Annotated in this window: 13 protein-coding genes; all 13 read left to right on the forward strand. The window is 70.1% G+C overall.

What is annotated here, in order from left to right:
* Positions 1–429 precede the first annotated feature (429 nt).
* The 13 genes from D1J60_RS20415 to D1J60_RS20475 all read left to right on the forward strand — a co-directional run bounded on the left by D1J60_RS20415 (position 430) and on the right by D1J60_RS20475 (position 14,735).
* On the forward strand, positions 430–789 hold the full coding sequence (locus D1J60_RS20415) for an NADH-quinone oxidoreductase subunit A (protein WP_045946775.1): 360 nt from the start codon (positions 430–432) through the stop codon (positions 787–789).
* A 15-nt stretch (positions 790–804) separates the two neighbouring features.
* Entirely contained in the window at positions 805–1,359 is a 555-nt protein-coding gene (locus D1J60_RS20420) for an NADH-quinone oxidoreductase subunit B (RefSeq protein ID WP_007265818.1), read from the forward strand.
* The gene (locus D1J60_RS20425) at positions 1,356–2,078 is read left to right on the forward strand and encodes an NADH-quinone oxidoreductase subunit C (RefSeq protein WP_125822078.1); all 723 of its coding nucleotides are present in this window, start codon (positions 1,356–1,358) and stop codon (positions 2,076–2,078) included. Before D1J60_RS20420 ends, D1J60_RS20425 begins: the two co-directional genes overlap by 4 nt.
* Positions 2,078–3,403: an NADH-quinone oxidoreductase subunit D gene (locus tag D1J60_RS20430; protein ID WP_125822079.1), complete on the forward strand. Its 1,326-nt coding sequence runs from the start codon at positions 2,078–2,080 to the stop codon at positions 3,401–3,403. Before D1J60_RS20425 ends, D1J60_RS20430 begins: the two co-directional genes overlap by 1 nt.
* Positions 3,400–4,140, forward strand: coding sequence for an NADH-quinone oxidoreductase subunit NuoE (gene nuoE, locus D1J60_RS20435; protein ID WP_125822080.1), 741 nt, complete (start codon positions 3,400–3,402; stop codon positions 4,138–4,140). The genes D1J60_RS20430 and nuoE overlap by 4 nt, the downstream gene beginning before the upstream one ends.
* Positions 4,137–5,516, forward strand: a complete 1,380-nt coding sequence (nuoF, locus tag D1J60_RS20440) for an NADH-quinone oxidoreductase subunit NuoF (protein WP_125822081.1) — start codon at positions 4,137–4,139, stop codon at positions 5,514–5,516. Before nuoE ends, nuoF begins: the two co-directional genes overlap by 4 nt.
* A gap of 67 nt (positions 5,517–5,583) precedes the next feature.
* Complete coding sequence (locus tag D1J60_RS20445) at positions 5,584–8,085, forward strand: NADH-quinone oxidoreductase subunit G (RefSeq protein ID WP_125822082.1); 2,502 nt, start codon at positions 5,584–5,586, stop codon at positions 8,083–8,085.
* Positions 8,082–9,479, forward strand: coding sequence for an NADH-quinone oxidoreductase subunit NuoH (gene nuoH, locus D1J60_RS20450; protein ID WP_125822083.1), 1,398 nt, complete (start codon positions 8,082–8,084; stop codon positions 9,477–9,479). Before D1J60_RS20445 ends, nuoH begins: the two co-directional genes overlap by 4 nt.
* Entirely contained in the window at positions 9,472–10,089 is a 618-nt protein-coding gene (nuoI, locus tag D1J60_RS20455) for an NADH-quinone oxidoreductase subunit NuoI (protein ID WP_125822084.1), read from the forward strand. The genes nuoH and nuoI overlap by 8 nt, the downstream gene beginning before the upstream one ends.
* The gene (locus D1J60_RS20460; RefSeq protein WP_125822085.1) at positions 10,086–10,898 is read left to right on the forward strand and encodes an NADH-quinone oxidoreductase subunit J; all 813 of its coding nucleotides are present in this window, start codon (positions 10,086–10,088) and stop codon (positions 10,896–10,898) included. Before nuoI ends, D1J60_RS20460 begins: the two co-directional genes overlap by 4 nt.
* Positions 10,895–11,194: an NADH-quinone oxidoreductase subunit NuoK gene (gene nuoK, locus D1J60_RS20465; protein WP_007265827.1), complete on the forward strand. Its 300-nt coding sequence runs from the start codon at positions 10,895–10,897 to the stop codon at positions 11,192–11,194. The genes D1J60_RS20460 and nuoK overlap by 4 nt, the downstream gene beginning before the upstream one ends.
* Positions 11,195–11,206: 12 nt before the next feature.
* A complete protein-coding gene (gene nuoL, locus D1J60_RS20470) occupies positions 11,207–13,147 on the forward strand; it encodes an NADH-quinone oxidoreductase subunit L (protein ID WP_125822086.1) in 1,941 nt (646 codons plus the stop codon).
* A gap of 1 nt (position 13,148) precedes the next feature.
* Positions 13,149–14,735, forward strand: coding sequence for an NADH-quinone oxidoreductase subunit M (locus tag D1J60_RS20475; RefSeq protein WP_125822087.1), 1,587 nt, complete (start codon positions 13,149–13,151; stop codon positions 14,733–14,735).
* The last annotated feature ends 18 nt before the right edge of the window (positions 14,736–14,753 follow it).

Genomic DNA, 14,753 nt, shown 5'->3' on the forward strand with positions numbered 1-14,753 from the left:
CTTCCGGCCACCCTGTCCACTCCCGTACGCGTGGAGTCCCCCTGGCGAGGGACCCGCGTTCCCTTATCACTTGGGCGGCCGAGCCGCCAATTTGCCTGCACTGCCCATCGTTTGATAGGGCGACACCCCTTTCACCTGCGCCTACGGGCCCGGATGTCACCTTTGGTGATCATGTGGATGCCTTGAGTGCGAAGATCACCACTCATTGGCCTTCATGATCGTTCGTCAGGTGGTGGAGATCACAAACTCGGTGTTGTTACCCGTGTCGCAGATCACAGACCGGCAGGCATAAGATGCGCACCAGTCCGGCTTGTGAACTGCCTCACATGCGATCGGTCCCCGTTCGAAGGGGCGGCCCCGCGAGGGGCGGGGCACTCGGCGCCGGCGCAGCGGTCCAACGGTCAAGGACGACTGGAAGGAGCGAGGAGCGTGAATGCGTACGCACCCATCCTCGTGCTCGGCGCCATCGGCGCAGGGTTTGCGATCTTCTCCGTGGTCATGGCCACGCTGATCGGCCCAAAACGGTACAACCGGGCGAAGCTCGAAGCCTACGAGTGCGGCATCGAGCCCACCCCGATGCCCGCCGGCGGCGGTCGCTTCCCCATCAAGTACTACCTGACGGCGATGCTCTTCATCGTCTTCGACATCGAGATCGTCTTCCTCTACCCCTGGGCGGTCACCTTCGACTCCCTGGGGATCTTCGGGCTCGTCGAGATGCTGCTCTTCGTGCTCACCGTCTTCGTCGCCTACGCGTACGTGTGGCGCCGGGGCGGCCTGGAATGGGACTGAGGGGCTGAATTTCCCATGGGACTGGAAGAGAAGCTGCCGAGCGGCTTTCTGCTCACCACCGTCGAACAGGCCGCGGGCTGGGTGCGCAAGTCATCCGTCTTCCCGGCCACCTTCGGCCTCGCGTGCTGTGCCATCGAGATGATGACCACCGGCGCCGGCCGCTACGACCTGGCCCGCTTCGGCATGGAGGTCTTCCGCGGCTCCCCGCGCCAGGCCGACCTGATGATCGTGGCGGGACGCGTCAGCCAGAAGATGGCGCCGGTGCTGCGCCAGGTCTACGACCAGATGCCCGCCCCGAAGTGGGTCATCTCCATGGGCGTGTGCGCCTCCTCGGGCGGCATGTTCAACAACTACGCGATCGTCCAGGGCGTCGACCACATCGTCCCGGTGGACATCTACCTCCCCGGCTGCCCGCCCCGCCCCGAGATGCTGATGGACGCGATCCTCAAGCTCCACCAGAAGATCCAGGGCTCGAAGCTCGGCGTGAACCGGGAAGAGGCGGCGCGCGAGGCGGAGGAGGCCGCCCTCAAGGCCCTCCCCACCATCGAGATGAAGGGGCTCCTTCGGTGAGCGACGACCCGGCCGTCGAGAACGGCGACAACGTCCCCGCCCCCAGGGCCGCCTCCGGACCCGAGGTGATCGGCGTCCGCAAGGGCATGTTCGGCACCAGGAACGGCGGCGACACCAGCGGGTACGGCGGCCTCGTGCGCACCGTGGCGCTGCCCGGCGCGACCAGCCGCCCGTACGGCTCGTACTTCGACGAGGTCGTCGACGAACTGGAGGGAGCCCTGGAGGAGCAGGACCTGCTCCCGCAGAACGCCATCGAGAAGACCGTCGTCGACCGGGGGGAGCTCACCCTCCACATCGCCCGCGAGCACCTCGTCCGCGTCGCCGCCACCCTGCGCGACGACCCGGCGCTGCGCTTCGAGCTGTGCACCGGGGTGTCGGGGGTGCACTTCCCCGGCGACAAGGGCCGCGAGCTGCACGCCGTCTACCACCTGCGCTCGCTCACCCACGGCCGGATCCTGCGGCTGGAGGTCTCCGTCCCGGACGGCGACCCGCACCTGCCCTCGCTCGTCACCGTCTACCCGACGAACGACTGGCACGAGCGCGAGGCCTACGACTTCTTCGGCCTGGTCTTCGACGGCCACCCGGCCCTCACCCGGATCATGATGCCGGACGACTGGCAGGGCTTCCCCCAGCGCAAGGACTACCCGCTCGGCGGCATCCCCGTCGAGTACAAGGGCGCCCAGATCCCGGCTCCCGACCAGCGGAGGTCGTACAGCTGATGTCCACATCGAACCACGCGTCCTCCCGCGAGACGACCGAGGGCACCGTCTACACCGTCACCGGCGGCGACTGGGACGAGATCGTCCGGTCGGCGGCGAAGGCGGACGACGAGCGCATCGTCGTCAACATGGGACCGCAGCACCCCTCCACCCACGGGGTGCTCCGGCTGATCCTGGAGATCGACGGCGAGACGGTCACCGAGGCCCGCTGCGGCATCGGCTACCTGCACACCGGCATCGAGAAGAACCTCGAATTCCGGAACTGGACGCAGGGCACCACGTTCGTGACGCGCATGGACTACCTGACGCCGTTCTTCAACGAGACGGCCTACTGTCTCGGCGTCGAGAAGCTCCTCGGCATCACCGACCAGGTCCCGGACCGCGCCACCGTCGTCCGCGTCCTGCTGATGGAGCTCAACCGGCTCTCCTCGCACCTGGTGTGCATCGCCACCGGCGGCATGGAGCTCGGCGCGACCACCATCATGATCTACGGGTTCCGGGACCGCGAGCTGATCCTCGACGTCTTCGAACTGATCACCGGCCTGCGCATGAACCACGCCTTCGTCCGCCCCGGCGGCCTCGCCCAGGACCTGCCCCCCGGCGCGGTCGACCAGCTGCGCGAGTTCGTCAAGACGATGAAGAGGAACCTGCCGGAGTACGACAAGCTCGCCACCGGCAACCCCATCTTCAAGGCCCGCATGCAGGACGTCGGCTACCTCGACCTCACCGGCTGCATGGCCCTCGGCGCGACCGGCCCGATCCTCCGCTCGGCCGGCCTGCCGCACGACCTGCGCAAGGCCGACCCGTACTGCGGCTACGAGGACTACGAGTTCGACGTCCCCACCACCGAGAGCTGCGACTCCTACGGCCGGTTCCTGATCCGCCTGGAGGAGATGCGCCAGTCGCTGCGGATCGTCGAGCAGTGCCTGGACCGGCTGGAGCCCGGCCCGGTGATGGTCGCCGACAAGAAGATCGCCTGGCCGGCGCAGCTCGCCATGGGCCCCGACGGCCTCGGCAACTCCCTCGACCACATCAAGAACATCATGGGCACCTCCATGGAGGCCCTCATCCACCACTTCAAGCTGGTGACCGAGGGCTTCCGAGTCCCCGCCGGACAGGCGTACGCGGCCGTCGAGTCCCCCAAGGGCGAACTCGGCGTGCACGTCGTCTCCGACGGGGGCACCCGCCCCTACCGGGTCCACTTCCGCGACCCGTCCTTCACCAACCTCCAGGCCATGGCCGCGATGTGCGAGGGCGGCCAGGTCGCCGACGTCATCGTGGCCGTCGCCTCCATCGACCCCGTGATGGGAGGCGTCGACCGATGACGGAGATCTCACTGGGCATGCCCCAGCTGCCGGCCCCCGACTACCCGGCGGAGGTGCGCGAGCGGCTGGCGGCCGACGCCGCCGACGTCATCGCCCGCTACCCCGACAGCCGCTCCGCGCTGCTGCCGCTGCTGCACCTGACGCAGTCCGAGGAGGGCTACGTCTCGCGCACCGGCATCCGCTTCTGCGCCGAGACGCTGGGGCTGACCACGGCCGAGGTCACCGCGGTCGCCACCTTCTACACGATGTACCGCAGGAAGCCCTCCGGGGACTACCAGGTCGGCGTCTGCACCAACACCCTGTGCGCGGTGATGGGCGGCGACGCCATCTTCGACGAGCTCAAGCAGCACCTGGGCGTCGGCAACAACGAGACCACCGCCGACGGCAAGGTCACGCTGGAGCACATCGAGTGCAACGCGGCCTGCGACTACGCGCCCGTGGTGATGGTCAACTGGGAGTTCTTCGACAACCAGACCCCCGAGTCCGCCAAGGCGCTCGTCGACGACCTGCTCGCGGGCCGCCCGGTCGAGCCGACCCGGGGTGCGCCGCTGTGCACGTACAAGGAGACCGCCCGGATCCTGGCCGGTTTCCCCGACGAGCGCGACGGCGCGGTCCAGGCGAGCGGCGGCGCGGGCCCCGCCTCCCTGATCGGCCTGCGCATCGCCCGCGGTGAGACCCCGCACACGCCGATCGTGCACCCGCGCGGTGAGGCGCGTACCGAGGGAGGGGAGGGATGAGCGTGTCGTCCAAGGAAAGTCAGGGGGGCACCTCCCAGCCGAAGGCTGGGGGAGGCAGCCCGGAGAAGCTGCTCTCGCCCGTGCTGTCGGCCTTCTGGGACGAGCCCGAGTCCTGGACCCTGGAGACCTACCGGCGCCACGAGGGCTACGAGGGCCTGCGCAAGGCCCTCGCGATGACCCCCGACGAGGTGATCGCGTACGTCAAGGACTCGGGTCTGCGCGGACGCGGCGGCGCGGGCTTCCCCACCGGGATGAAGTGGCAGTTCATCCCGCAGGGCGACGGAAAGCCGCACTACCTCGTCGTGAACGCGGACGAGTCGGAGCCGGGCACCTGCAAGGACATCCCCCTCCTCTTCGCGAATCCGCACTCCCTCGTCGAGGGAATGATCATCGCCTGTTACGCGATCCGGTCGGAGCACGCCTTCATCTACCTGCGCGGTGAGACGGTCCCCGTGCTGCGGCGCCTGCACGAGGCCGTGCGGGAGGCCTACGCCGCCGGATACCTCGGCAAGGACATCGACGGCACCGGCCGCAACCTCGACATCACGGTGCACGCGGGCGCGGGCGCGTACATCTGCGGCGAGGAGACGGCACTGCTCGACTCCCTCGAAGGCCGGCGCGGTCAGCCCCGGCTGCGTCCCCCCTTCCCCGCCGTCGAGGGGCTCTACGCCTGCCCCACCGTCGTCAACAACGTCGAGTCCATCGCCTCGGTTCCCGCGATCCTGAACAGGGGCAAGGACTGGTTCAAGGCGATGGGGACGGAGAAGTCCCCCGGCTTCACCCTGTACTCGCTCTCCGGGCACGTCGCGGGCCCCGGCCAGTACGAGGCCCCCCTCGGCATCACCCTGCGCCAGCTCCTCGACATGAGCGGCGGGATGCGCCCCGGGCACCGGCTGAAGTTCTGGACCCCCGGCGGCTCCTCCACCCCCATGTTCACCGACGAGCACCTCGACGTCCCGCTCGACTACGAGGGCGTCGGCGCCGCCGGCTCCATGCTCGGCACCAAGGCGCTCCAGTGCTTCGACGAGACCACCTGCGTGGTCCGCGCCGTCACCCGCTGGACCGAGTTCTACGCCCACGAGTCCTGCGGCAAGTGCACCCCCTGCCGCGAGGGCACGTACTGGCTCGTCCAGCTGTTGCGCGACATCGAGGCCGGCAAGGGCGTCATGTCCGACCTCGACAAGCTGAACGACATCGCCGACAACATCAACGGCAAGTCGTTCTGCGCGCTCGGCGACGGCGCGGCCAGCCCGATCTTCTCCTCGCTGAAGTACTTCCGCGAGGAGTACGAGCAGCACGTCACCGGCAAGGGCTGCCCGTTCGATCCCCGAAGGTCCACGCTCTGGGCCGACGCCCAGCCGGAGGCGGCGCGATGACCCAGGCACGCGGCAGCGGCCCCGCCGCTGCGACCCCAGCCCCGACGACTCACCAGGAGGTGGCCGCATGACCGTCACCACGTCCGCCGGCCCTTCCGCCGGAGAGCCGGCCCCTCCGCCGGAGAACACCGTTTCGCTGACCATCGACGGCATCGAACTGTCCGTGCCCAAGGGAACCCTGGTCATCCGCGCCGCCGAGCAGCTCGGCATCGAGATCCCCCGGTTCTGCGACCACCCCCTCCTCGACCCGGCCGGCGCCTGCCGGCAGTGCATCGTCGAGGTGGAGGGCCAGCGCAAGCCGATGGCCTCCTGCACCATCACCTGCACCGACGGCATGGTCGTCAAGACCCAGCTGACCTCGCAGGCCGCCGACAAGGCCCAGCGCGGGGTGATGGAGCTGCTGCTCATCAACCACCCGCTGGACTGCCCCGTCTGCGACAAGGGCGGCGAATGCCCCCTGCAGAACCAGGCGATGTCCCACGGCAACGCCGAATCCCGCTTCGAGGGCAGGAAGCGGACCTACGAGAAGCCGGTCCCGATCTCCACCCAGGTGCTCCTGGACCGCGAGCGGTGCGTGCTGTGCGCGCGCTGCACCCGCTTCTCCAACCAGGTCGCCGGCGACCCGATGATCGAGCTCGTCGAGCGCGGCGCGCTCCAGCAGGTCGGCACCGGCGAGGGCGACCCGTTCGAGTCGTACTTCTCCGGCAACACCATCCAGATCTGTCCCGTCGGCGCCCTCACCTCGGCCGCCTACCGGTTCCGATCCCGCCCCTTCGACCTCGTCTCCTCCCCGAGCGTGTGCGAGCACTGCGCGGGCGGCTGCGCGACCCGCACCGACCACCGGCGCGGCAAGGTGCTGCGCCGCCTGGCCGCCGAGGACCCCGAGGTCAACGAGGAGTGGATCTGCGACAAGGGCCGCTTCGCGTTCCGGTACGCGCAGCGCCCCGACCGGCTGACCACCCCGCTGGTGCGCGGCGCGGACGGGGTCCTGGCCCCGGCGAGCTGGCCCGAGGCGCTGGAGGCCGCGGCCGCCGGGCTCACCGCCGCCCGCGGCCGGGCCGGCGTCCTGACCGGCGGCCGGCTGACCGTCGAGGACGCGTACGCGTACGCCAAGTTCGCCCGGGTCGTGCTCGACACCAACGACATCGACTTCCGGGCCCGGGTGCACAGCGCGGAGGAGACCGAGTTCCTGGCCGCCGCCGTCGCCGGCACCGGCAAGGACCTCGACGGCACGGGCGTCACGTACGCCTCCCTGGAGGCGGCCCCCACCGTGCTCCTCGTCGGCATCGAGGCGGAGGAGGAGGCCCCCGGGGTCTTCCTGCGGCTGCGCAAGGCCCACCGCAAGCACAAGCAGCGGACCTTCGCCCTCGCCCCCTTCGCCACCCGCGGCCTCACCAAGGCGGGCGGCACCCTGCTGGCCGCCGCCCCCGGTACCGAGCCCGAGTGGCTCGACGCCCTCGCCACCCGCACCGGCCTGGAGGCCGGCGGCTCCGAGGCCGCCGAGGCGGTCCGCGAGCCCGGCGCGGTCATCGTCGTCGGGGAGCGCCTCGCCGGCGTGCCCGGCGCGCTGACCGCCGCCGTGCGCACCGCCACCGCCACCGGCGCCCGGCTGGTGTGGATCCCGCGCCGGGCCGGGGAGCGGGCCGCCGTCGAGGCCGGCGCGCTGCCGTCCCTGCTGCCGGGCGGCCGCCCCGCGACCGACCCCCGGGCCCGCCAGGAGGTCGCCGCCGCCTGGGGGCTGGAGGAACTCCCGCACCGCTACGGCCGCGACACGGGGCAGATCGTCGAGGCCGCCGCCACCCGGGAGCTGTCGGCCCTGCTGGTCGCGGGCGTCGAGGTCACCGACCTGCCCGACCCGGAGCGCGCCCGCACCGCGCTGAAGGAGGCCTTCGTGGTCTCCCTGGAGCTGCGGCCCGGCGAGGTCACCGACCACGCCGACGTGGTGCTGCCGGTCGCCGCCGTCGCCGAGAAGGCCGGCACGTTCATCAACTGGGAGGGCCGGGTCCGCCCGTTCGAGGCGGCCCTCAAGCCCGACCAGATGACCCGCCGCCTGGCCCCCGCCGACGCCCGCGTCCTGCACATGCTGGCCGACGCCGCCGACCGGCCCCTCGCCCTGCCCGACGTGCACGCCGTACGGCGGGAACTGGAGCGGCTCGGCCCCTGGGAGGGGGAGCTCGCCCCCGAGCGGTCCACCGCCCCCGAGCCGCTGCCCCGCCCCGGCGCCGGCGAGGCGGTCCTGGCCGGCCACCGGCTGCTGCTGGACCTCGGCCGGCTCCAGGAGGGCGACGACGCCCTCGCCGGGACCCGGCACGAGGCCAGTGCCCGGCTCTCCGCCGCCACCGCCGCCGAGACCGGCGTCAAGGACGGTGACGCCCTCGCCGTCACCGGACCGGCCGGCACGGTGGAACTCCCGCTGCGGATCACCGAGATGCCCGACCGGGTCGTGTGGCTCCCGCTGAACTCCACCGGCTCCGGCGTCCTCGCCGACACCGGCGCCCGCCCCGGAACCCTCGTACGGATCGGCCCGGCCGGGACCGGCCCCGCGGCCGGAGCGGAGGTACGACCGTGACCCACCTCGCCCAGCTCGCGGCACAGCCGCAGCACCTCCTGGCCGCCGAGGACCTGACCCTGTTCGGCAGGGACGTCTGGTGGCTCGTCCTGCTCAAGGCGGTGTTCTGCTTCGCCTTCCTGATGGTGACGGTGCTCTTCTCCATCGTGTGGGAGCGCAAGGTCGTCGCCTGGATGCAGCTGCGCATCGGCCCCAACCGGCACGGCCCCTGGGGCATGCTCCAGTCGCTCGCCGACGGCGTGAAGCTGATGCTGAAGGAGGACCTCGTCGTCAAGCGCGCCGACAAGGTCGTCTACATCCTGGCGCCGATCATCGCGGCGATCCCGGCGTTCATGGCCATCGCGGTGATCCCCTTCGGCCCCTCGGGCAACGAGGTGTCCATCTTCGGGCAGCGCACCACGATGCAGCTGACCGACCTGCCGATCGCGATGCTGTACGTCCTCGCGGTCGCCTCGGTCGGCATCTACGGCATCGTCCTCGCCGGCTGGTCCTCGGGCTCCACGTACCCGCTGCTCGGCGGCCTGCGGTCCTGCGCGCAGATGATCTCGTACGAGATCGCGATGGGCGCCGCGTTCGCGTCGGTGTTCCTCTACTCCGGGTCGATGTCGACCTCGGCGATCGTGGAGGCGCAGGCGGACCGCTGGTACATCGTGCTGCTGCCGGTGTCCTTCATCATCTACGTCGTCACGATGGTCGGCGAGACGAACCGCGCCCCCTTCGACATGCCGGAGTCCGAGGGCGACCTCGTCGGCGGCTTCAACACCGAGTACTCCTCCATCAAGTTCGCGCTGTTCATGCTGGCCGAGTACGTCAACATGGTCACCGTCTCGGCGGTCTCGGTCACCCTGTTCCTGGGCGGCTGGCGGGCCCCGGCGCCTATCTCCACGTACTGGGAGGGCGCGAACCACGGCTGGTGGCCGATGCTCTGGTTCGTCGTCAAGGTGCAGCTGCTGCTGTTCTTCTTCATCTGGCTGCGCGGCACCCTCCCGCGCGTGCGCTACGACCAGCTGATGAAGCTCGGCTGGAAGGTGCTGATCCCGGTCTCCGTGGTCTGGCTGATGCTGGTCGCCACCGTCCGGGCGCTGCGCAACGAGCGCTACGACTTCAGCGAGATCGTCCTCTACGTCGGGGGCGCGGTCATCGCGATCCTGCTGATCTCCTCCGTCGCGGACCACTTCAGGGACCGGCGGGAGAAGACGGCCGCGGCCGCGGCCGGGAAGGCCGCCGCGGCCGAGCCCTTCGACCCGATGGCGGGCGGTTTCCCCGTACCGCCCAAGCCCGGCCAGCACCTGGCACCCGTACCGCGCCGACGTCCCCGCGGAGAGCGGGAGCTGATTGTCAGTGGCGGGACGAATACTGACAGTGACCGAGAGGAGGGTGCTGACCATGCCTGACGCGGAGAGCGAGAAGTGGCAGAACCCGGTGGCCGGCTTCGGCGTGACCTTCAAGGCCATGTTCAAGAAGCGGCTCACCGAGCAGTACCCGGAGCAGCAGAAGACCACCGCTCCGCGCTTCCACGGGAGGCACCAGCTCAACCGCCACCCCGACGGTCTGGAGAAGTGCATCGGGTGCGAGCTGTGCGCCTGGGCCTGTCCCGCCGACGCGATCTACGTGGAGGGCGCGGACAACACCGAGGAGGAGCGCTACTCCCCGGGCGAGCGGTACGGGCGGGTCTACCAGATCAACTACGCCCGCTGCATCCTGTGCGGGCTGTGCATCGAGGCGTGCCCGACCCGCGCGCTGACGATGACGAACGAGTTCGAACTGGCCGACTCCAGCCGCGAGTCCCTGATCTACACCAAGGAGCAGCTCCTCGCCGGGCTGACCGAGGGCATGGTCGAGGCCCCGCACTCGGTCTTCCCGGGCACGGACGAGCAGGACTACTACCGCGGTCTGGTGACGGGCGCGGCCCCGGGCACGGTCCGGCAGGTGGCCCTCTCCAAGGGCGAGACGGCCGAGGGCTCGGCGGCGGAGGCCGGCAAGACCGAGGAGGTCGGGGCATGAGCGCCATCGCCGCGGCCGCCTCCGCGACCTCCACCGGCGAGGCCGTGCAGTTCTGGGTGCTGGGCACGGTCGCCGTCATCGGCGCGCTGTGCACGATCCTGATGAAGAAGGCCGTGCACAGTGCCCTGTGCCTCGCCGGGACGATGATCATCCTGGCCGTCTTCTACCTCGCCAACGGGGCGTACTTCCTGGGCGTGGTCCAGGTCGTCGTCTACACCGGCGCCATCATGATGCTGTTCCTCTTCGTGGTCATGCTCGTCGGCGTCACGGCGGCGGACTCGCTGAAGGAGACCATCAAGGGGCAGCGCTGGCTGGCCTCCCTGTGCGGGCTCGGCTTCGGCATCCTGCTGGTCGCCGGCATCGGCAACGCGGGCCTCACCCACTTCAACGGACTCGGCAAGGTCAACTCCGCCGGGCACGTCGAGGGCCTCGCCGAACTGATCTTCACCCGCTACATCTTCGCCTTCGAGATCACCGGCGCCCTGCTGATCACGGCGGCCGTCGGCGCGATGGTGCTCACCCACCGCGAGCGCACCGAGCGGGCCGCCACGCAGCGCGAGCTCGCCGAGAAGCGCGTACGCGAGGGCGTGCAGCTCCCGCCGCTGCCGGCCCCCGGCGTCTACGCCCGGCACAACGCCGTGGACGTCGCCGGCCTGCTCCCGGACGGCACCCCGTCCGAGCTGACCGTCAGCAAGACGCTGCGCGCCCGCGGCCAGATCCGCGACGTGTCCGGCCAGGCCCTGGAGGACCTCAAGGCGCTGGAGCAGGCCTCTGCGGAGCGCCTCGGCCGAGAGGAGGCCTCGAAGTGAATCCGGTCAACTACCTGTACCTGGCTGCCCTGCTGTTCACCATCGGCGCGGCCGGCGTGCTCATCCGGAAGAACGCGATCGTCCTGTTCATGTGCGTGGAGCTGATGCTCAACGCCTGCAACCTGGCCTTCGTGACCTTCTCCCGGATGCACGGCAACCTCGACGGCCAGATCATCGCGTTCTTCACGATGGTCGTGGCCGCCGCAGAGGTCGTGGTGGGCCTCGCGATCATCGTGTCGCTGTTCCGTACCCGCCACTCGGCCTCGGTCGACGACGCCAGCCTGATGAAGCTGTAAGGGGCGTTCACAGTGGAGAATCTGATTGCGCTGCTCGTGGCGGCGCCCCTGCTCGGAGCGGCGGTGCTGCTGTGCGGCGGCCGGCGCCTCGACAAGGCCGGCCACTGGATCGGCACCCTGCTCGCGGCCGTCTCCTTCGGCATCGGCGTCGTCCTCTTCGCGGACATGCTGGGCCGCGGGGCCGAGGACCGGGCCCTGCACCAGCGGCTGTTCAGCTGGGTGCCCGTGGAGGGCTTCCAGGCGGACATCGCCTTCCAGCTGGACCAGCTGTCGATGACCTTCGTCCTGCTGATCTCCGGGGTGGGCACGCTCATCCACGTGTACTCGATCGGGTACATGGAGCACGACGAGCGCCGCCGCCGCTTCTTCGGCTACCTCAACCTGTTCGTCGCGGCGATGCTGCTGCTCGTCCTCGCCGACAACTACCTGCTGCTGTACTTCGGCTGGGAGGGCGTCGGCCTCGCCTCGTACCTCCTGATCGGCTTCTGGCAGCACAAGCCCAGCGCGGCCACCGCCGCTAAGAAGGCCTTCCTGGTCAACCGGGTCGGCGACATCGGCCTGTCGATCGCGATCATGCTGATGTTCACCACCTTCGGGACCTTCGCCTTCGGGCCGGTGCTGGCCTCCGTCGGCGAGACGGGCGAGGGCACGCTGACGGCGATCGGCCTGATGCTGCTGCTCGCCGCCTGCGGCAAGTCGGCGCAGGTGCCGCTGCAGTCCTGGCTCGGTGACGCGATGGAGGGCCCGACCCCGGTCTCGGCCCTGATCCACGCCGCCACCATGGTCACCGCCGGCGTCTACCTGATCGTCCGCTCCGGGGCGATCTTCAACGGGGCGCCCGACGCCCAGCTCGTCACCACGGTCGTCGGCGCGGTCACGCTCCTGTTCGGTGCGATCGTCGGTTGCGCCAAGGACGACATCAAGAAGGCCCTCGCCGGCTCGACGATGTCGCAGATCGGATACATGATCCTGGCCGCCGGGCTCGGCCCGATCGGCTACGTCTTCGCGATCATGCACCTGGTCACGCACGGCTTCTTCAAGGCCGGCCTCTTCCTCGGCGCCGGATCGGTCATGCACGGCATGAACGACGAGGTCGACATGCGCAAGTACGGCGCCCTGCGCACGTACATGCCGGTCACCTTCGTCACCTTCGGCCTCGGTTACCTCGCGATCATCGGCTTCCCCGGCCTGTCCGGCTTCTTCTCCAAGGACATGATCATCGAGGCGGCCTTCGCCAAGGGCGGCACCCAGGGCTGGATCCTCGGCGGGGTCGCCCTGCTGGGCGCCGGCATCACCGCCTTCTACATGACCCGGGTCATGCTCCTCACCTTCTTCGGAGAGAAGCGCTGGCAGCCCGCCCCCGACGCCGACCAGGCGCCGAGCGCCGAACCGGCCGCCGAGCACCAGGCCGGCCGGATGCCGCACCCGCACGAGTCCCCGAAGTCCATGACCATCCCGATGATCGTCCTGGCGTTCGGCTCCGTCTTCGCCGGCGGGTTCTTCGAGATCGGCGAGCGCTTCCTGAACTGGCTGGAGCCCGTCACCGGCTACGAGCACGGCCACTCGCCGGTCAGCGCCATGGCCGTCACCGCCTCCACCATGGTCGTCCTCGTCGTCGGCGTCGCCATCGCCTGGTCGATGTACGGCCGCCGGCCCGTCCCCGTCGTCGCCCCCCGCGGCTCGTTCCTCACCCGCGCGGCCCGCCGGGACCTGTACCAGGACGACTTCAACCACGTGGTCCTCGTCCGCGGCGGCGAGCACCTGACCCGCTCCCTCGTCTACCTCGACCACAGCGTCGTCGACGGAGTGGTCAACGGCACGGCCGCCTCGGTCGGCGGGCTCTCCGGCCGGCTGCGCAGGCTGCAGAACGGCTACGCCCGCAGCTACGCGGTGTCGATGTTCGGGGGCACGGCGATCCTGATCGCCGCGACCCTGCTGATGAGGGCGGTGTGAGATGAGTTTCCCGCTTCTGACGCTGACGGCCGCGGTCCCCGCGGCCGGCGCGATCCTCACGGCGGCCGTCCCGGCCGCCCGCCGGACCGTCGCCAAATGGCTCGCCCTGCTGTTCTCCCTCGCGACGCTGGCCCTGGCCGTCCTGGTCGCGGTCCGCTTCGACCCCGGCGGCGACCGCTACCAGCTCACCGAGTCCCACGCCTGGATCGCCGACTTCGGCGTCCGCTACGAACTGGGCGTCGACGGCATCGGGGTGGCCCTGATCGCCCTCACCGCGCTGCTGATCCCCTTCGTCATCGTCGCCGGCTGGCACGACGCCGACCCGCTGGAGACGAACTCTTCCCGCTGGCGGCCCACCCAGGGCTTCTTCGCCCTGATCCTGCTGGTCGAGGCGATGGTGGTGATCTCCTTCGAGGCCACCGACGTCTTCCTCTTCTACGTCTTCTTCGAAGCCATGCTCATCCCGATGTACTTCCTCATCGGCGGCTTCGGAGACCGCGCCCACGCAGGCACCGACGAGAACGCCACCGCGCAGCGCTCGTACGCGGCGGTCAAGTTCCTCCTCTACAACCTCGTCGGCGGCCTCATCATGCTGGCCGCCGTCATCGGGCTGTACGTCGTCGCCGGGAACTTCTCCCTCCAGGAGATCACCGCGGCCCGCGCCGCGGGCACCCTCGACATGGCGACCAACACCGAGCGGCTGCTCTTCCTCGGCTTCTTCTTCGCCTTCGCCGTGAAGGCCCCGCTCTGGCCGCTGCACACCTGGCTGCCCAACGCGATGGGCGAGTCCACCGCGCCCGTCGCCGTGCTCATCACCGCGATCGTCGACAAGGTCGGCACCTTCGCCATGCTCCGCTTCTGCCTCGGGCTCTTCCCCGAGGCCAGCAAGTGGGCCACCCCGGTCATCCTCGTCCTGGCCCTGATCAGCATCGTCTACGGCGCGCTGCTCGCCGTCGGCCAGCGCGACATCAAGAGGCTGATCGCCTACGCCTCCATCTCGCACTTCGGCTTCATCGTCCTGGGCATCTTCGCGATGACCTCCCAGGGCCAGTCCGGAGCCACCCTCTACATGGTCAACCACGGGATCTCCACGGCGGCGCTGATGCTCGTCGCCGGATTCCTGATCTCCCGGCGCGGCTCCCGGCTCATCGCCGACTACGGCGGCGTGCAGAAGGTGGCCCCGGTCCTCGCCGGCACCTTCCTCATCGGCGGCCTCGCCACCCTGTCCCTGCCCGGCCTCGCCCCCTTCGTCAGCGAGTTCCTCGTCCTCGTCGGCACCTTCGCCCGCTACCCGGTCGTCGGGATCATCGCCACCGTCGGGATCGTCCTCGCCGCGCTGTACACGCTGGTGCTCTACCAGCGCACCATGACCGGCCCCGTGAAGGAGGAGGTCCGCGCCATGCCGGACCTGCGCGCGCGGGAACTGCTGGTGGTCGCCCCGCTGATCGCGCTGCTGATCGGACTGGGCGTCTACCCGAAGGTGCTCACCGACATCGTCAACCCGGCGGTGGAGCACACCATGTCGGACGTGAAGCAGACGGACCCGAAGCCCGAGGTCTCCGTCCAGAACGTGGAGGCGGCCAAGTGATCGCTGCCCAGAGCCTGC

It is taken from the genome of Streptomyces sp. W1SF4 (genome assembly GCF_003950035.1).
Taxonomy (GTDB): Bacteria; Actinomycetota; Actinomycetes; order Streptomycetales; family Streptomycetaceae; genus Streptomyces; species Streptomyces racemochromogenes.